We start from the raw sequence: 18,017 nt of genomic DNA on the forward strand, positions 1-18,017 counted from the left end.
TTGGCGCGGGGTCGGACATGACGTTCCCCTCCCGTCAGAGGTGCGGCGCGCGCTCAGATGTGCCACACTGTGTTCAGCGATGCCCTCGGTCCTCCCTGACGGTCGGGGGCTTTTTCGCGTCCGGCCTGGCCACGGGCCCGGAAGCCGGGCCCGTGGCGGTTCAGCCGTCCGGCGAGCGCCGCTGCCGTCCGACCGGCATCAGGTAGATCGCCACGTTGTCGATGCCGTCGAGCCCGAACACCTCGTGCGCGACGTCGTCGTAGAAGCCGCCGATCATGCCCAGCGACAGCCCCGTCGCCGCCGCGACCAGTGACAGGTTCTGGGCGAGATGCCCCGCTTCGGCGGTGGCGAAACGCAGCGCGCGCATGCCGTAGCGCGGCCGCAGCCGCCCCAGTTCGACGTAGAGGGCGAGCATCGCCGGCATGGCCGAGATGTCGATCCCCTCGTACGCCGAGGTGTTGTCCGGCTGGAACCAGGTCGAGGTCGCCAGCAGGTCTACATCGGAGGGCGTCCCGCCCATCCACCACAGTGTCCGGTCGGCCGGGTCGACGTGGTAGCAGCCGGGGTCCACCCCGGCGACGTCGCGTACGACCAGCCGGAGCTTCGCCACGTAGCGGGCGCCCGCACTCGGGTAGGGCCGGTGCCCGAACCGGTAGGGCGTGCCGTCGGGCAGCACGATCTGCTCGTGGTGCGAGATCGCGTGGGCGCTCCACAGCAGCGTTCCCAGCTCCTCGGCCACCAGCGGGCCGGTGACCGCGCCCCGTGCGGAGCGGCGGGTGCGCAGCACGTCGGCCAGCGGCAGCCGTGGCGCGTCGTGGGCGGGCAGCACCACCGGCGGGCGCATCGCGCGCATCCGGAACGCGGGCGGGCCCTCGACCTCACGTGGCGCGTGGTCGCTCGCGCCGCCCAGCAGGAACTTGCTGGCCTCGTGGTAGCGGCGGTCGGCGGCCTGTGCCCCGTCGGTGAAGAACGGGGCCAGGCCCTCGGGAGCCAGTGCCGTGCCGGCGACCAGCCAGCACACCGAGCGCTCCTCGTCGGGGGTGATACCGAGGCGGTTGAACAGCATGTGCAGCTGCGAGGCCCATACGCCCAGCCAGCGGCCGGGGGTCGCGGCGGGCTCCAGCGCGGCCAGGCGCTCGTTGGCCTCCCGGACCACGGCGGCCCAGGCGGTGACCGGTGAGCGGCGGCCGTCGGGGTCGGCGGTGATCGCCGCGGCGGTGCGGGCCCAGCGCTGGTTGAGCGTCCCGGCTTGTTTGGCCAGCACCTTGGACGTGCGCTCCTGCATGAGCGCGGTCGGCAGCATGGCGACCTCGGTGTTGAACCGCCAGGCCCCGGCGTGGATGCGCAGCCAACGGGCGCTGCCGAGCCGGTCCAGGCCCAGCGCCATCGCGGTGGCGATGGTCAGCTCGGTCGCCGCGGCCAGCCGCGCCCGGGGGTCGGCGGTGGCGGCGACGATCCGGGTGGCGACGTCAGAGCTGCGGCAGAAAACCTCCTCGGCGATCGGCAGCGCGTCGGCTCCGCCGTAGCGGGGCGTCTCGGCGACGTACGCGATCTCGCGCACCTCGCCGTGCTCGTGCCAGCCCGCCTTCGACTGCGCGGCGGGGCCGCCCAGCGCCTGGTAGTAGGTGCTGCCGTCGAGCGCCGCCGGGGTGAACGGGGCCTCGGCCAGCAGGCGGCCCAGTTCCTCGCGCAGCCACTGCGCGGTCGCCGGGTCCGCGCCGCGCAGGCGCAGCCGCAGGTGCGGACCGCCCTCCCAGTAACGGATGTAGAACCAGTCGTCGATGCGCTGCTCGCGGCGCAGCCGGTCGAGCAGGGTGGCGACGGTGCGGCACAGGAAGTCGTCGAGGTCACCGGCGGGCCAGTAGGCGAAGCAGTGCAGGCTGAGCCATACCCGGGCGTCGCTGTGCCGGTCAAGGGTGGCGGCGGTCATGGCAGCACCTCCGGCGGGGTCAGGTCGTAGGCGAAGTCGCGGGGGCGCGACCGGCCGATGAGCAGCAGGTAGAGGAAGTCTTCGGGGGCGGGGGCGGCGACGGCCGCCTCCAGGTGCGCCTCGTGCACGCTGCGGGCGGGCCGGCAGAACAGCCCGGCAGCGGCGGCGGCCGACCCGAGGTGCTGGCCGGTCGCGCCCGCGGCCAGCAGCAGCCGCCGGTACGCGGCCGCGCCTGCGGCGCGCACTGCCGTCGCGACGTCGGCGGTGATCACCCAGCCGATGTTCATGCCCGCGACGTCGAGCTTGTCGCGCGGGTAGCTGAACGCCTCCTGCACCGGGTCCATGGTGACGTCGGCGTCGACGAGGTGAGTCGTGCCGCTGTCCACGGTGTGCAGTCCGTCGGCCAGGCCGGTGATACGGCACGCCACGGCCCGGTGACGCAGACCCGGCCAGGCGGCCGGGGAGCCGGTCGGGGGCCGGTGCGCCGCCTGGGACAGCGCCGCGAGGGTGCCCTCGGGCAGCGGGGCCGGATCGGCGCTGAGCCCGCGCGGGCCGAGCCCGGAGGTACGCCGCGCGCCCAGCCGCGATCGTGCCGCCTGCGCGTGGCCGGGCGGGGCGGGATCGGCGGCGCGCAGCGTCACGGTCAGCTCGCCGTCGTCGAGGTCCGTGGTCGCGTGCCAGCCGTGCGCCTGCGCGCTCTCGGCCAGCGCACCGGCCACGTGCCCGGCTTCCAGCCAGGTCAGCGCGTCGGCGAGGGCGGCGTACCCGGCGGGCAGCCGCTCGGGGTGCACGGTCAGCTCCAGCGTCACGGCGGTGCCCGCGCCGGCCGGGGCGTCGGCGTGACCGGCGAGCCGGTCCCGCACGGGGTCGACCAGCCAACGGCGGTGCCCCTCCACGACGGACACGTCGACGAGCCAGGCGGCGCGCGGCGACGGGTAGGCGCGGTGCTCGTTGTAGGAGTTCCACGGCTCCCAGCGGCGGGGTGCCAGGGCCAGGCGCAGGATCGCGGCGGGCAGCGCGTACCGCTCGGGCAGCGCGGCCAGCGCGATGCCGGCACGGTCCGGCCAGGTGCGCGGGGGCATCGCGCCCGACCGTACGGACTTGCCGTGCGTCTGGTCCCACACGCGGGACAGGGTGGCGTCCATGGTGGTCCTCACGGGAACGGGTGGGGGTGGCGGGCGAGGTCGTCGTAGCGCAGGGGCGCCGCGGCCCGGCCGAGCCGGAACGGCACCTCCAGCAGCCGGGACAGGTCCCGGGTGCGGTGGTTGACGTGCCCGAACGTCATCGGCAGGCTGCCCGGCACGATCACCTTCGCCGCGTGCAGGCCGAGCCGGTCGCGCAGGCGCGGATCGGTCTGGTCCACGGCGACGACCTCCAGCCCGGCCCGGTCGAGCCGGGCGAGGGTGTCGGTGAGCAGCCGGGTCAGGTCGGCGGCGGGTGCGGGCTGCCCCGGCCAGACCTCGCGCCAGTCGTCGCCGCCGTCGGGGTCGTCGTCGCCGAGCAGGAAGTCGTAGCGCTCGCGCGCCTCGGGCAGGGTGTTCAGGGCGACATGGTCGTCGAGGGTGAGCACCAGCGCCGGGTCGTCGAGCATCGGCAGCAGCCGGGCCCGGTCCAGGTAGTGCGGCTTGGCCCGGACCACGTCGGGGGTGACGATCGCGTCGACGACGGCCTCGGCGGCCGCCGAGCGCATCGCGGCCCGGGGGTCGGGGTGCGCGCCGGCCGCGAACAGCGCCTGCGGCGCGCCGGAGGCCGGGTCGCGGTGCAGCACCAGGGCCAGCACCGTCGGCACGCCGAAGTCGTTGGTCGCGTCGAAGAACATCAGCCGGTAGCCCGCCGCCTCCAGGCGGTCGGCCAGGTGCGGCAGCACCGGGTCGTCGGCGGGGACCGCGACCCGCCGCAGCGGGGTGCGGGCGTACCAGGCCATCAGGAACGCGTCGCGTTCGGCGACCTCGTAGAGCCCGTAGAGGACCGCTTCGGTGAGGCTGTTGCCCAGCCCGCAGCCGTTGGAGCTCTCGTAGAGGAAGCGCGGTCCCGCACTGGCGTGCAGGCCCCAGTAGGCCACGTGCTCGGGCACGGTCGCGAGCCGGTCGCGGGTCAGCGACCAGCCGTGCACCCAGCCGGTACGCAGCTCCGGCGTGTACGCCTCGAGCTTGAACTCGGGATGGGCGAGGTACGCCGGATCGTGCAGCCCGAGCCGGGCCGGGTCGATCGTGGTCGCCGGGTCGAGTTCGGCATACGACGCCGTGATCGCGGTACGCCGCCCGTGCGGGCGCATGCCGGTGTAGCGCTCGGCGGCCTCGAACAGCCCGACGCGCTCGGCGTCGGCGAAGGTGCGCGCCCGGCCGTACCCGGACTCCCGGATCGCACTGTCGCCCGACAGCTCCGCGGTGACCAGCGGCAGCGGCATGTTCTCGGTGCGGCGCAGGTGCGCCACGGGCCCGTGGCGCCAGTCGAACAGCTCGGCCCGCAGCCCCTCCCGGGTGGTGCGCTCGTTGGCGGCACGGAACGCGTACGGGTCGGCGGCCGGGCTCGGCGGCAGCGTGATCCGCGCGTCCTGCGCGGTGTCGTCGGGCAGCGGCGCGCAGACCGCGCAGCCCTGCCGCGCCGGGCGCACCCGGTGCGTGGACACGGTGAGCCGGTCGGCGCGCAGCGCCAGCACCATGCCCTCGTGCCCGGCCGGGTCGGCCAGCGCCCCGGCGAGCAGCGCCGCGAGCGGGGCGAGCAGGGTCGGCGGCAGCAGCCCGCCGTACGCCAGGCCGGGGGTGCGCTGCGGCACCGTCGGCCCGAAGACGCTGAGCCGGGCGCTCTCGGCACACCCGAGGCAGACCGGCGCGTCTCGGTGCAGCACCGGTCCGATGAGGACCAGCCCACCGTCGAGCCGCACCGGCAGCACGGGCCGGTCCCCCGCGTACGCCGCCCGGCTGAGCTGCTCGGTCTGCTCCCGTGTCCAGTCCTGCAGCACCACGACCGCAGGCTGACCGACGCCGACCTGGTCGGGGTCGATGACCGGCAGGTCGAGGGCGCGCAGGGCGGTGGCGAGGGTGCTCATGACGCCCACCGCACGACCGTGAAACCGACCGCCGACAGGGCCTGGCGCAGCTGCGCGGCCTGCTCGGTCATGCCGTCCTCGGCACTGCTGAGCGTGCCGAGCCGCCACACGGTGGCCCGTGCCACCGGCGGCAGCGCCGCCAGCGCGGCCTGCAGCCGGTCCTCGCCCTGGTCGACTCCGGCGGGCCAGTGCCAGCCGTCCGACCACGGGGTGACGTCCTCACCGGCGGGCCGCCAGGCGGGCGCGGCCCCGGACAGGGTCACCGGGCCGCCGGGCAGATCCCGTCCCGCTTCCCGTGCCTGGGCGGCACCGACGGCGGCCAGCGCCGCGAACGCGACGGCGTCGGCGGTCCGCGCCTCGACGGCCCAGGCGACGACTTCGCCGCCGCAGGCGATCTGCGCGTGCACGGCATCGGGCGCGAGCCGTCGTACGTGGACCCAGGCGGGCTGGCCGAAGCGCAGCGTCAGCGCCTTCCACCAGCGGCGGGCCGCCGGTGAGCCGGTCCACTCGTCATCGGCGACCGGGGTCGTGGCCAGTTCCTCGATGGCGGCGTCGGCCAGGCGGCGCAGGGCCGTGCCGTGGGCGTGCCGGTCGTGCACACCGACCGCGAAGTGCCCGGCGTCGCCACCGGCGAGCACGGTCTCGGCCTGGCGCAGCACGGCGTCCAGCCGGGCGGCGTCGGTGCTGGCGCCCATGCCGACCACGCCGTCGGCGGCGGCCAGGGCGGCGGGCACCTGCGGCAGGCTGCCCGCGACCGGTTCGGCCAGCGGGCCGAGTTCGGCGTCGACCAGCGCCTCGATGCGGCGCAGCGCCTCGTCGGCGGTGTCCGGCGGCGCGGCGGCGGGGGCGGCGGCGGCCAGGAACGGGTGGTAGGTCAGCGACAGCGGGTCCAGCCGGGCCACCAGCACCGCCGGGTGCTCCAGCCGGGCCGGTGCGGGCTGCTGGTCTTCGTCGTGCAGCTCGGCGGCCTCCACGGCGGGATCGGCCAGCCCGGCGACCGCGCACACCAGCCGGTGCGCCGCGGCGGAGCCGACCAGCGCCGACAGCGCGTACGGGGCGGCGCTCGGGTCGGCGGTCCCGGCCAGCCGTCGGGTCACCTCGCGGGCCGACCAGAGCACCGAGTCGGCTGCGGACACCGGCACCACCATGCCGACCTCGCCACGGCAGCGCGCGGCCACCGCGATCCCGGCGTCGGTGGACAGCACCAGGTCGGTGACGCCCTGCGCAGCGGGCGGCAGCGCGCCGGACACGACGTCGACGCCGATCCCGGCCAACGCGCGGGCTGCGGCCTCGGCGACCGGACCGGCTCCGGTCAGCCGCACCGGGGTGGTGCGCAGCCGCCGCCAGGCGTCGGCCGGGTCGGCCGCCACGGAACTCAGCCAGGCGCACACGTCGGCGGGCGGGGCCGCCGGGTCGGTGCCGTCGACCCAGCCCACGGGCAGGTCGACCAGCATGTCGTGCTCGCGCAGCTGCTCCAGCAGCACGGTCACCGCGCGGACCACCTCGGGCCGGCCGGTGGGCGCGACGACCTGCTCGGTGGGCAGCCCCTCGATCAGCCGGGCCGACAGGATCTGCCACAGCTTCCACAGGCCGCTGCCGCCCTTGACGGTGAAGCTCGACGACCAGCCGCGGACGTGGACGCCCTGGGCGGTCGGCGTGGCGTGCACGATCGGGCGCAGCCGGACCAGCGTGCGCGGGGCCTGCGGCGCGGGCTCCGGCGTCACCTGTGCGGGGGTGCGCTGCGTGGGCACGCCGCGCGTGGCGAGCGCGGTCACGACGCCACCTCGCTCAGCACCCGCTGCGGCACGGTCGTGCCGGGCTCATTACCTGCCCGCTGTGCGGCGAGGTAGCGGTCCAGCCGCTCCCGCCAGGTGATGCCGGTGATCCGCTCGGCGGCCTGGCTGACCAGGTACGCGGCCAGGTAGCGCTCGGCGGGCTCCACGTCGCAGACGCTGAGCAGCTGGTACAGGATGTTGGTGGCGAAGCGGTACGTCACGAACTCCCGGGCGAAGGGCACCTTGTCGAAGTCCACCTTGCGCAGCTGCTCGTGGTACGCGCTGAACTCGGTGCGGCGCGTCGGGTCCCACTGGCGCATGGTGCGCTCGTCGCCGACCTGGCGTGCCCGGTCGGTGTAGGCCGCGCCCGGCACCAGCGGCAGCTCGTCGCGGTCGAAGGCGGGTTCGGCGACGGCGCGGGCGGCCTGGGTCCAGTCCAGCCACGACGCCTCCACCGGCGACTGCGCGCGGCCGTCGGCGACCCGGGTGACCAGGTCGGTGACCACGTCGGCGTGCCGGTCCCAGTGCCGGGCGTACGCCTGGCGCAGTGTGCCGTCCGGGTCGTGGAACAACAGGAAGTCCTCCAGGTGCGACAGGAACGACTGGTGCCCGGCGCCGAGTCCGAGCGGGTAGCGCCCGGCGTGCGCGGCCATCGACACCAGCAGCAGCCACACCCGCGCCCCGGCGACGTCGCCGCGCTGGCCCAGGTGCGCCAGCGACGCCGACACCGCGGGCACGCCCAGGCGCAGCAGCTCGTCGCGGCAGCGCACCGCGGCGGGCCCGCCGAGCAGCGACTCCAGCGCCGTGGTCTGCGGCAGCACGATGCTGACCGTGTTGTCCGGCCAGATCGGGGTGTACGGCGGCGGGATCAGTTCGACCCGGCCGGCTATCGCGGCCCGGTGCAGCAGCTCGGCGTCGCTGGTCACGGCCCGCGAGCCCCGGGAGACCAGGTGCGTGCGCAGCCGGTCGGCGACCAGCGCGGCCGCGTCGGCGACGGCGCCGGGCTCGCCGCGCAGGCAGATCCGCACGTGCGGGCCGTGCAGCCAGTGCCGTTCCAGGTGCGCGGCGACACCGGAGGTCTCCGCCAGCGCGGGCAGCACCGCGTCGCGCAGCAGCGGCGCCTTGACCGCGTCGTAGTAGTGGCAGATGACGTCCAGGCCATCGTGCGTGGTCATCGTGTACTTCCCTTCCGGTAGACCTCGGTGACGAGCTCGACGACCCGTCCGTCGGGGTTGCCCACGCCGGGCACGGGCAGCGCCTCCTCGACGCGGACGCCACGGTCGTGCCGTACCAGCAGCTTCGGCAGGTTGCGCAGGTGCAGCGCGTTGCCGAAGTCGACGTACTGCGGTTTGTGCTGGCCCATGTAGCGCTGGAAGTCGTCGGCGCTCTTCATGTCGCCGCCCTCCGGGCCGAGGAACAGCTCGGCGGGCAGCCCGTGCCGGGCCAGCCAGGCGGCGGCGGCCTCGGCGGGCACGTCGCCCTCGGCGGCCATCGCCGCCTTGAACGCCTCGACGTCGTCGGCAGGCACCCGCCACGACCGGCGCGCCAGGACGATGTCGCGGTGGCGCAGCCGGGGCCGGACCCGCACGTCGCCGACCTTGTGCGTGGGGGCCAGGTGGTTCAGCGACGCCAGGCCGCTGGACAGGTCCAGGTACAGCGGCACGAACCGGTCCGGCAGGATGAACGGCACCAGGAAACCCAGGTAGAGCACGTCGAGGGTGTCACCGCTGGGCGCGTGGCGCAGGCGCACCTGGTCGGTGGCCGGGTCGTGGCAGATCTCCAGCTGGTCCACGGCGATCGAGCACCAGGCCGGGTCCTCGGCGATCTCGTCGTCGGCGACCAGCGGGTGCAGGTTGGCGTTGAAGCCGCTGACGGGCCGCCACTGGGCCACCCGCGCGCCGGGCCCGAACCCGCGTTGCACCTGGGCGGCGACCTTGGCCCGCGCCTGCGGGGCGATCAGGTCGAGGAACCGGCTGGTGAACCTGCCCCAACCGCCGTAGATGTGGTTGAGCACCAGTTCGGTGCGCCCGGCCGCGGCGACCGGCTGCACGAAGAAGCTGTACGACGCGGGCCGTGCCCGCACCCAGCCCGGCAGCGCCTCGGCGGCCGCGCGGACGGCTTCGTCACTGAGGATCCGCTCGGCCGGATCCCCGGCGTTGTCGGCGTCGATGATCCGCATGACCGCGGCCCGCGCCTGCCCCAGCTCGATCAGCTGCGGCGAGACGAGCTCGGCGAACCGCGGGTTGTCGCTGACCGTGCCACCGAGCGACAGCAGCCCGCCGGCCTGCCAGATCAGCCCCATCTCGTGGGCGAACCCGGCCAGGTCGGCACAGCGTCCGCCCGGCCCGTACAGCTGCACGAAACGGTCCCGGCTGAGCCGCCGGAAGACCAGGTACTGGTCGAACAGCTCGACGACCGGGCCGATCGCGGCTAGCCCCTCGGCGGCGTCACGGCCGTGCGCCGCACCCAGCCGCAGCGTGGTACGCAGGTTGACGTCCTCGGCCAGCACCGGCGACTCCAGCCACTCGGCCCCGGACGCGGCGAACGCGGCGAGCCACGTCTCGCGCAGCGACGCCAGCGCCCCGACCCGCTCGGCCACCGGCAGCTCCGGGAACGCGGCCGTACGCGCGTCGATGTCACGCAGCAGCGCGGCGAGTTCGGTCTGGCCGTGCCCGTCGAGCCAGGCGGCGACGGTGGCCACCGCGTCGACGTCCTGCGGGTCGGCGGGGTGGATCGCGACCAGCAGCCCGCCGTCGATGATCTGCCGCAGGTAGCGGCGGCCGACCTCGGCGGCGCGGGCACGGTCGCCCGGGAGCCGGTCGGCGATGGCCGCGACCAGCTCGGCGGGTGTCACCCCGGCCGGGCCCGCCGCGCGGACCAGGCTGAGCACCAGCGCGACCGGTGCGCCGTAGGCGAGGCTGACGTCCTCCTCCCGGGCGGCGACGATCCGGTCGCCGTAGCCCAGCGGGGTGTCGCGGCGGTAGTTGACCTTCCCGTCCACCACCCGGATGTTGGGCGCCAGCCGGTAGGGCACCTGGTCGCGCAGCCGGGCCAGGGCCGCGGTGACGACCCTGACCAGCAGCGTGCGGTTGGCGCGGGCGACCGCGACCGGTTCACCGGACAGCTGCTCGGGCTCGCCGGGACCGGCCCACTCGCCCCAGGCGACATAGGTGAACCAGGACAGCGGGCTGGTCTTGGAGTTGACGCGCAGCGCGTACCGCAGGGCGTTGTGCTCGCCCTTGCGGGCCCGCGAGTCGGGGTTGGCGCCGCCCGCGGCCGCGCGGTCGATGCCGCGCAGCAGGTCGGCGCCGGTGAGGGTGACCGCCTTACGCAGCGGGTCCGCGGCGCAGGTCGCCGCGAGCGCGGCCCGCTCGGCGGCCAGCGCCGAGGGGGCCGCGGCGGTCAGCGCCGCGCGGATCGCGGTCACCTCCGCCATCGCGTCCAGCCATTCCCGCAGCAGCGGGACCCGGTCCGGCAGGTCGCCGAGCACGTCGAGGATCGCCGGCCGGGGCAGGCGTCCGTTGTGGACGTCCCGCCGCAGGGGCAGCACGACCTTGCGGTGGTAGTCCGCGTCGTGCCCTGCGGCGCTGGCGTAGAGGGCGTCGGCCAGGTCACCGGCCGTCTCGGTCAGCCGGACGCGCAGCCGTACGAGCCGGGCCAGGCAGTCGCGGAACTCCGCACCGCCCTCGGGCACGGCGGGATAGGGCAGCGCGGCCAGCCGCACGAGGGCGTACGGCGCCAGCTCGACGGCCTTCCGGTCGTCGGGCCGCCCGGTCCGGGCGGTGGCGTCGGCGATGGCGAGCTCGGTCATCCGTACCGCACCCCCTCGTCGCGCCGGAACGCCGTACGGGCGAGCCACGCGAAGAGCAGGGTCCACGCGGCGAGCACGCCGATGGTCCACAGAGGTGCGGCGATCCGGTCGGCCCGGCCGATGATGGCCAGCACCAGGTGCTGGTACTCATGGGTGGGCAGGTAGACCACGACGTCGCGGATCGCCGCCGGCAGCTGGCTGACCGGCACGAACAGCCCGCCGAGGAACGCCAGCAGCATGAACAGGATGTTGGCCACGGTCATCGCGCCCTGCGGCGGGAAGCGGTAGCCGATGGCCATGCCGAGCAGGCCGAACGGGATCGCGCCGAGCAGCACCGCGCCGAGCCAGACCGGCCACTGCGCGAGCGGCAGTTTGAGGTCGGTGGTGAACACGGCGAGCGTCAGCAGGGGAATCCAGCTGACCAGGTTGAACCCGAGCACGTACAGCAGCCGCCCGGCGAAGCGGGACAGCGCCGGCAGGGGCAGCAGTCGCAGGCGCTGCTCCCAGGGGTTCTCGCGATCCGCGGCGACGCCGGCCGACAGGCTGACGATGGTCACGTTGAGCGTGGTGAACAGCAGGAACGGCGTGATGACGTACTCGCTGCCCAGGCCGATCTTGGCCAGGCTGGCGGCGTTGGTGTAGCCGAACAGCCCGAAGAAGACCAGCGGGAACAGCAGCGCGGGCACCCAGTAGACCGGCATCCGGCTGGTGTCGCGCAGGTGCGCGCGGGCGTGCAGGAGAACGTGGCGCATGTCAGGACACCCTCTCGGCGAGCTGCGGGACCGCGGGGCTGACCGGGATGACGGAGTCGCCGTCACCGGCGGTGATCGCCCGGATCGCCTCCTCCAGGCCGACGCGCTCGACGCGGATGCCACGGAACGGCACCCGGTCCAGCACGAGGGCGCGTACGGTCGCGTCAGGATCGGCGGTGTAGATCCTGGTGCGGTTGCCGAGCTGCTCGACGCGCTCGGCGGGGATGGTGGTGAAGGTCAGCGGCGACGTCCCGTCGGGGACCTCGATGTCGACCAGGTGCAGGCCGACCTCGACGATGACGTCGTCGAGGGAACCGTCGCGGGCGACCTTGCCGCCGGCGATGACGACGATGCGCCCGGCCAGGTGCTCGGCCTCGGCCATGTCGTGCGTGGTGAGCAGGACGCCTCGGCCGCCGGCCGACACCTCGGCGATGGCGGCCCACAGCCGGTCGCGGCTGTCGGCGTCGAGCCCGCTGGTGGGCTCGTCGAGGAAGAGCAGCTCCGGGTTGCCGATGAGGGCGGCGCCCAGGGCGACGCGGCGGCGCTGGCCGCCGGACAGCGTGCCGTTGCGCTTGTGGAGGAACTCCCCCAGGTCGAGCCGCTGCACGACCTCGTCGCGGGTCAGCGGCTTGGGGTAGTGCGCGGCGAGCAGGTCGAGGGTCTCGGCGACGGTGAGCCGCCACGGCAGCGCGGTGCGCTGGGGGGTGATGCCGATACGGGCCTTCACGGCGAGGTCGCCCGGGTCTCCCCCGAGCACCTCGACGCGGCCGCCGGTGGGGCGGCGCAGGCCGGACAGAAGTTCGATCATGGTGGACTTGCCGGCTCCGTTGGGGCCGAGCACGGCGGTCACTCCTCGCGACACCGTGAGCGACACGGCGTCGAGCGCGACCACTTTGCCGTATGTCTTGGTGACGTGTTCCAGTCGGGCTATGACTTCCACGGGTTCTCCCGGTGATGGAAAGAGGGGGCACGATGACTCGTGCCCCCTCGGATCGGTGCTGCGGGGTGGTTCAGACCCCGGTTTGCCCGGAGTGCCGGCAGTCCCTGACGCTGCCGTTCCGGTTCCGCTGGTAGCGGCTCAGGCGGCCACCTCCGGGTTGTCCCCACAGGAGGAGCAGCACGAGGAGCTGCCGCAGCACGACGACGCGCTGCTGCTGGAGCTGCCCGAGGAGGCACCGGTCTCCGGCAGGGCGGCCGAGTCGCGGATCGAGGTCACGGACAGGTCGTCCAGCTCGAGCTCGTCGACGTTGAAGTCTTCGTTCGACATTTGTATTCACCTCATTTCGATGGTCGGACGGTCGTGGACACCCCGCCGCTGGAGAGGAGGAGGCGGCGGGAAGCTCAGATCACGTGACGTAGCAGCAGGAGCAGGACGCGTTGCCGCTCGTGTTGATCCACGAGGCCCCGGTCTCCGGGAGCGCCATGGAGTCCCGCATCGCCGTGACCGTCAGCGGTCCCAGGTCGAGGTCATCCATGTCGAACGCGATGTCGTACTCGGGGATCAGATCCCAGGTGGTCGATGTGTCGGCCATTGTGTGCACCTCCTTCGGCGCTTCGCCCGGACCGTGGCCCGGCTCGTCGCTGTAGCTGTGTTTCACGTTCATGTTCTTAACTACGCTTGAGATTATTCAAACGTGCTCGGGAAGTCAAGCGCCTCGACCGTCGCTTGTGGAAAAAGTTCGCGCCAACCCCCGGCCCAGCCCCCTTTAGCGCCTGTGACCTGCGGCGGGCGATGCGAAGTGGAGCTTCCGCACGGCTGATACCGTTCCTGGATGATCACGACGGTGCTGGGCGCCTACTACCACGGCGGTGACGAGCACACCGAAGCGATGGACGCACTGCCCACCGGCCTGCTGACCCATGTCTTCTACGCGTTCGCCACGATCGAGGACGGACGCCTGGTGCTGCCCGAGCACGCGCCCGCGCACCTCGCGGCCCTCGCCGCGCGCAAGCGGGCCGACCCCGGCCTGCGGATCGTGCTGTCGGTCGGCGGCTGGGGCGCGGGCGGCTTCTCCGACGCGGCCCGCACGGCCCGGTCGCGGGCGGCGTTCACCGAGCAGTGCCTGGCACTGGCCGACGGCTTCGACGGCATCGACCTCGACTGGGAGTTCCCCGTCGCGGGCGGGCCCGCCGAACTGGTCCACCGGCCCGAAGACCGGCACCACGCCACGCTGCTGGCCCGGCAGCTGCGGCAGGGCCTAGGACCGTCCCGGCTGCTGGTCGCCGCACTGCCCGCGGGCCGGTTGCAGTCGGCGGGCCCGTACGACCCCGCCGACAGCTACGACCTCGCGGCGTTCGCCGACGTGCTGGACTTCGCCAACCTGATGACCTACGACTTCGGCACCGGCTTCTCCCCCATCGCCACCTTCAACGCGCCGCTGGACGAGGTGGCACAGGATCCGATGGAGGAGAGTCTGCGCCGGTGGAACAACGTCACCGGCGCGGTCGACTACTACGAGCACCACGGCGTACCCCGGGACAAACTCGTGCTGGGCGTGCCGTTCTACGGCCGCGGCTTCCAGGTCGCGTCCGCCGGTGACCAGGCCGGGCTGTACCAACCGCAGGTCGGCACGACCGACGTCAGCGACTGGCGTGACATTCAACGTGACCTGCTGTCCGACCCGGCCTGGCAGCGCCACCGCCACCCGGTGGCCCGCTCGCCCTGGCTCTACCACCCCGGCACCCGGACGTTCGTGAGCTACGAGGACGCCGCGTCCATCGAGGAGCGGGCCGCCTTCGCGGCGCAACGCGGTCTGCGCGGCGCTTTCACCTGGCATCTCGCCGGAGACGACGACGAACACACCCTCCTCACCGCGATGACCCGCCCGTTCCGCCCCGACGCCGCCTAACGGCGTCCCACCCGCCCTCCTGACCGCCACGCCCTCCTGACCGCCACGCCCTCCAGGCCCCCCGCCCGCCGAGCCGCCAGGCCGCCCGCCCTCCAGGCCGCCCGCCCTCCATGCCGCAACTCTTTAAGACTTGCGGCCTCAGGGCGGGGCGGAGGCCGCAAGTCTTAAAGAGTTGCGGCAGGTGGGGGGTGGGGTGGTCGGGTGGGGGCGATGGTGTGGGGCAGCGGGGCGCGGGTGGTTGCGCTAGGAAGGGCGGGTGGTTGATGGGTCTTCGGTGGGGCGGGCGGGTAGGAGTATGGCGGTCGCGACGCTGGTGTCGCGGGCGGCCGGCTTTCTGCGAATCGTGGTGCTGACCGCCGCCCTGGGCCTGGGCACCCGCCTGCTCGACGGCTACAACGTGGCTAACACGCTGCCCAACGCGGTTTTCGAGCTCATGGTCGGCGGGCTGCTGGCCAGTGTGCTGATTCCTCTGCTGAGCAGGGCCGCGCTGACCGAACCCGACCAGGGCGTCGCGTACACCCAGCGGCTGCTGTCGCTCGTCGTCTACGGCCTGGGCGCGATCACCCTGGTCGCCCTGGCCGTCGCGCCGTGGCTCGTCGACGTCTACGCCCCCGGCTTCACCGCCGGCCAGCGCGCGGCGGCCATCGTGTTCAGCCGCTTCTTCCTGCCGCAGATCCTGTTCTACGGCCTGAGCGCCTGCGCGGGCGCGGTGCTCAACATCCGTGGGCGGTTCGCGGCTCCGATGTGGGCACCGTTGTGCAACAGCGCCGTGGTGATCGCCGTCGGGCTGACCTATCTCGCCGTGGCGGGCACGACCAGCCTCGCGTCGCTGACCCGTGGACAGTTGCTCCTGCTGGCGCTCGGCACGAGCGCGGGTGTCGTCGCGCAGGCGGCGCTGGTGGTGTGGGCGCTGGCCCGCAGCGGTTTCCCCCTGCGGCTGCGGCTCGGCCTGCGGGGTGTCGGCGTACGCCGGATCGCGCGGCTCGGCGCGTGGGTGCTGCTGTCCGTCGTGGCCGCCCAGCTGCTGCTCGCCGTGGCCACCCGGACCGCGTCACTGAGCGGTCCCGGCGGTGTCAGCGCGTACCAGAACGCGTACGCGGTCTTCCAGGTCCCGTTCGCCGTGATCGGGCTGTCGGTGATGACCGCGATGCTGCCCCGGCTCAGTCGCAACGCCGCCCGGCGCGACCACGAGCGGGTCATCGGCGACCTGTCGCTGGCGGTGCGGGCGGCCTCGGTCGTCGTCGCGCCGATCGCGGTGGCCATGCTGGTGCTCGGACCGCAGATCGCCACGCTGCTGTTCGGCCACGGCCGCAGCGCCACCCAGGCGGTGCAGCTGCTGGGCATGGTGGTGGCGGCGTTCGGCGTCGCCCTGGTCCCGTTCACCGGCTACACGATCCTGCAGCGGGGCTTCTACGCGTTGCAGGACACCAGGACCCCTGCCCTGGTCACCATGGCCGTCTCGGGTTGCGGCGTGGCCGGGTGCCTGGCCGCGGTGGCACTGCTGCCCCCGTCCGGTGTCGTGATCGGCATTCCGCTGGCCTATGCCGCCGCGTACACGGTGGGGCTGCTGGCCACGGCGGTGATCCTGCGGCGGCGGCTGGGCCGCATCGACGGCCGCCGGCTGGCCCGTACGCACCTGCGCATCCTGGTCGCCGCGGCAGCCGGCGCGGCCGGGGCGTTCGCGACCGTGCGCCTGCTGGCTCCGATCGCCGGGGCGGGGTGGGGCGGCGCGCTGGCGACCGCGCTCGGGGCGGGACCGGTCGGTGCCGCCGGATATCTCGTGCTGGCCAAACTGCTGCGCCTGAGCGAACTCCGCCGCATCGTGAACACGGCGACCAGCGGCGCCTGAGCGACTTCGGCGGCACGCCGGGTGCCGGGCGGCGCGGACACCGCCGTGGAGGCGGGCCGCACGGGCTGGGCCGCGCTCTTGACAAGGGCGGACCGGTTGGCCGATTCTCGAGAGAGCGCTCCCTCGAAGATCATAAATATCGCCCACGCCCGGGGCAGGACTCGTGACGACGACAGCTGGACACCCCGACCGTGCCGTGGCGCGGGCCGCCGTGGCGCGGGCGGTGCTGCTCGGACGGGCCGCGGCGACCCTCACCGTCGTGGGCGGCGGGCTGCGCCTGAGCGCACAGCCCGCACCGCTGGTCGCCGTGCTGGCGCTCGTCCTGCTGACCACCGCCGTCGCGCTGATCGTCCTGTCCCGCCATCCGCACGTCGTCGCCCATCGCCTGCCGGTGCTGGTGGCGGACGCCGCGACCGTCCTGGCCGTACTCGGGCTCGCCGGTGGCGACGTGGCGTTCTTCAGCTGTGCCGTGGGAGCCAGCGCGCTGGCCGGAGTGCTCGCCGGGTTCTGGGCGCTGGTCCCGGCCGCGTGCTACGCCGGGCTCGGCTACCTGGTGGCCGGACAGGTGCTGGGCGCGGTGCCGGACGCGGCGAGCCTGGCCGGTTTCGTGCTGGCCTTCCCCATCGTCAACGTGCTGGTCGCCGCCGGGGCGGCCGTGGCGACCGCCGCACTGGCCGCCCACGTCGCGCTGTCGGTCAACCTGGTGGCGTCGGCGCAGCGTACGGCCGCTGCCGCCGAACGCGCCCGGCTGGCCCGCGAGCTGCACGATTCGGTCAGCAAGACGCTGCGCGGGGTGTCGTTCGCGGCGCTGGCCCTGCCGACGTCGCTGCGGCGGCAGCCCGCGCTGGCCGAGCAGCTGGCGGCGACGGTGTCGGCCGGGGCCAGCGCGGCGGTGCGCCAGGCGCAGGATGTCCTGGACGGACTCCGTCTCGACGACCCGGATCGGGAGTTCGGCGTCACGGTGGACCGGATCTGCCGCCGGTGGGCCGCACGTGAAGGCATCCCGGTGCGCAGCGCCGTCGCGGGCGGGGACCTGCCGCTGGAACTGCGCTACGAGCTGGCGCAGATCCTGCACGAGTCCCTGGAGAACATCGCCCGGCACGCCGGGGCGGGCCTGGTGACCGTGGAGCTGGCGTACACCCGTGGCGGGGTGCGGTTGCGGGTCGCCGACGACGGAACCGGGTTTCGCGTGCCCGCCGAGTGGAGCGGCTGCCACGGCCTGACCGGGATGGCGGAGCGGGCCGCCGCGGTGCGCGGCACCCTGCGGGTGGAGTCCGGGCCGGGCGCGGGCACGACCGTCGTCGTGGACGTCGCGCTGACGGCCGCCGCCGGAGCGCCGTCATGATCTCGGTGATGGTCGTGGACGACAATCCCATTGTCCGCGCCGCCCTGTCCGGCTATCTCGGGCTGTGCCCGGGGGTGCGCGTGTCGGCCGAGGCCGCCGACGGGCGCGAGGCCGTCGCCCTGGCCCGCCGGGACCGGCCCATGGTGACCCTGCTCGACCACCGGATGCCGGTGGCGGACGGGCTGTCGGTGCTCGCGGAGCTGGTCGCCCACACTCGCGTGCTGGTGCTCACCAGCGACGCCAGTCCGCAGCTCATCGCGGGCATGCTGCGCGGCGGCGCGCGCGGCTACCTGGTTCACGGCGCGTTCGATCCGCCCGAGCTGCACCGGGCGGTGCTGGCGGTGGTGGCCGGGCAGGGCTGGTTGTCGCCGGTGGCGGCCGCCGTCGCCGCGGCGGCCGTACGCGAGCAGGCCGAACACGAGCGGACCGGGCGTGAGCTGGCCGAGCGGCGGCGGCTGGCGAGGTCCCGGTTCGGGTTGACGCGCCGCGAGCAGGAGGTGCTGGCGCAGCTGGCGCTGGGCCTGTCGAACGCCGCGATCGCGCACCGGCTGCTGCTGGCCGAGAAGACCGTCAAGAACCATCTGCAGCAGATCTTCGCCAAGCTGGGCGTGGCCAGCCGCACCGAGGCGGTCGTCGTGTGGACCGGGCAGCGGTAGC

General features: G+C 74.3%; 14 protein-coding genes. 4 read left to right on the forward strand and 10 right to left on the reverse strand.

Annotated features, from left to right (window positions below; genetic code table 11):
* Positions 1-160: 160 nt before the first annotated feature.
* From HAV40_RS02795 to HAV40_RS02840, 10 genes are all read right to left on the reverse strand, one after another.
* A complete protein-coding gene (locus HAV40_RS02795) occupies positions 161-1,930 on the reverse strand; it encodes a thiopeptide-type bacteriocin biosynthesis protein (protein WP_166378638.1) in 1,770 nt (589 codons plus the stop codon).
* Entirely contained in the window at positions 1,927-3,075 is a 1,149-nt protein-coding gene (locus tag HAV40_RS02800; RefSeq protein WP_166378640.1) for a hypothetical protein, read from the reverse strand. Before HAV40_RS02800 ends, HAV40_RS02795 begins: the two co-directional genes overlap by 4 nt.
* A gap of 8 nt (positions 3,076-3,083) precedes the next feature.
* A complete protein-coding gene (locus tag HAV40_RS02805; RefSeq protein ID WP_166378642.1) occupies positions 3,084-4,979 on the reverse strand; it encodes a TOMM precursor leader peptide-binding protein in 1,896 nt (631 codons plus the stop codon).
* The gene (locus HAV40_RS02810) at positions 4,976-6,754 is read right to left on the reverse strand and encodes a hypothetical protein (protein WP_166378644.1); all 1,779 of its coding nucleotides are present in this window, start codon (positions 6,752-6,754) and stop codon (positions 4,976-4,978) included. Before HAV40_RS02810 ends, HAV40_RS02805 begins: the two co-directional genes overlap by 4 nt.
* Positions 6,751-7,929: a lantibiotic dehydratase C-terminal domain-containing protein gene (locus HAV40_RS02815; protein WP_166378646.1), complete on the reverse strand. Its 1,179-nt coding sequence runs from the start codon at positions 7,927-7,929 to the stop codon at positions 6,751-6,753. Before HAV40_RS02815 ends, HAV40_RS02810 begins: the two co-directional genes overlap by 4 nt.
* Complete coding sequence (locus HAV40_RS02820; RefSeq protein WP_166378648.1) at positions 7,926-10,565, reverse strand: lantibiotic dehydratase; 2,640 nt, start codon at positions 10,563-10,565, stop codon at positions 7,926-7,928. Before HAV40_RS02820 ends, HAV40_RS02815 begins: the two co-directional genes overlap by 4 nt.
* Positions 10,562-11,317: an ABC transporter permease gene (locus HAV40_RS02825; protein ID WP_166378650.1), complete on the reverse strand. Its 756-nt coding sequence runs from the start codon at positions 11,315-11,317 to the stop codon at positions 10,562-10,564. Before HAV40_RS02825 ends, HAV40_RS02820 begins: the two co-directional genes overlap by 4 nt.
* A gap of 1 nt (position 11,318) precedes the next feature.
* Positions 11,319-12,257, reverse strand: coding sequence for an ABC transporter ATP-binding protein (locus HAV40_RS02830; protein ID WP_166378652.1), 939 nt, complete (start codon positions 12,255-12,257; stop codon positions 11,319-11,321).
* Positions 12,258-12,395: 138 nt separating this feature from the next.
* A complete protein-coding gene (locus HAV40_RS02835; RefSeq protein ID WP_166378654.1) occupies positions 12,396-12,584 on the reverse strand; it encodes a thiazolylpeptide-type bacteriocin in 189 nt (62 codons plus the stop codon).
* A gap of 79 nt (positions 12,585-12,663) precedes the next feature.
* The gene (locus HAV40_RS02840; protein ID WP_166378655.1) at positions 12,664-12,849 is read right to left on the reverse strand and encodes a thiazolylpeptide-type bacteriocin; all 186 of its coding nucleotides are present in this window, start codon (positions 12,847-12,849) and stop codon (positions 12,664-12,666) included.
* 240 nt (positions 12,850-13,089) lie between these two features.
* On the opposite strand from HAV40_RS02840, the gene HAV40_RS02845 reads away from it, so the two are divergent.
* The 4 genes from HAV40_RS02845 to HAV40_RS02860 all read left to right on the forward strand — a co-directional run bounded on the left by HAV40_RS02845 (position 13,090) and on the right by HAV40_RS02860 (position 18,016).
* Positions 13,090-14,166 (forward strand): glycoside hydrolase family 18 protein, encoded by a 1,077-nt coding sequence (locus HAV40_RS02845; protein ID WP_166378657.1) that lies wholly within the window; start codon positions 13,090-13,092, stop codon positions 14,164-14,166.
* Positions 14,167-14,461: 295 nt separating this feature from the next.
* Positions 14,462-16,015 (forward strand): murein biosynthesis integral membrane protein MurJ, encoded by a 1,554-nt coding sequence (gene murJ / locus HAV40_RS02850; protein WP_166378659.1) that lies wholly within the window; start codon positions 14,462-14,464, stop codon positions 16,013-16,015.
* 163 nt (positions 16,016-16,178) lie between these two features.
* Positions 16,179-17,360 carry a sensor histidine kinase gene (locus tag HAV40_RS02855; RefSeq protein ID WP_166378661.1) on the forward strand — a complete coding sequence of 394 codons (1,182 nt, stop codon included), beginning with the start codon at positions 16,179-16,181 and terminating at the stop codon, positions 17,358-17,360.
* On the forward strand, positions 17,357-18,016 hold the full coding sequence (locus HAV40_RS02860) for a LuxR C-terminal-related transcriptional regulator (RefSeq protein WP_166378662.1): 660 nt from the start codon (positions 17,357-17,359) through the stop codon (positions 18,014-18,016). Before HAV40_RS02855 ends, HAV40_RS02860 begins: the two co-directional genes overlap by 4 nt.
* Position 18,017 lies beyond the last annotated feature (1 nt).

The organism is Catellatospora methionotrophica (assembly GCF_011297335.1).
Lineage (GTDB): Bacteria > Actinomycetota > Actinomycetes > Mycobacteriales > Micromonosporaceae > Catellatospora > Catellatospora methionotrophica.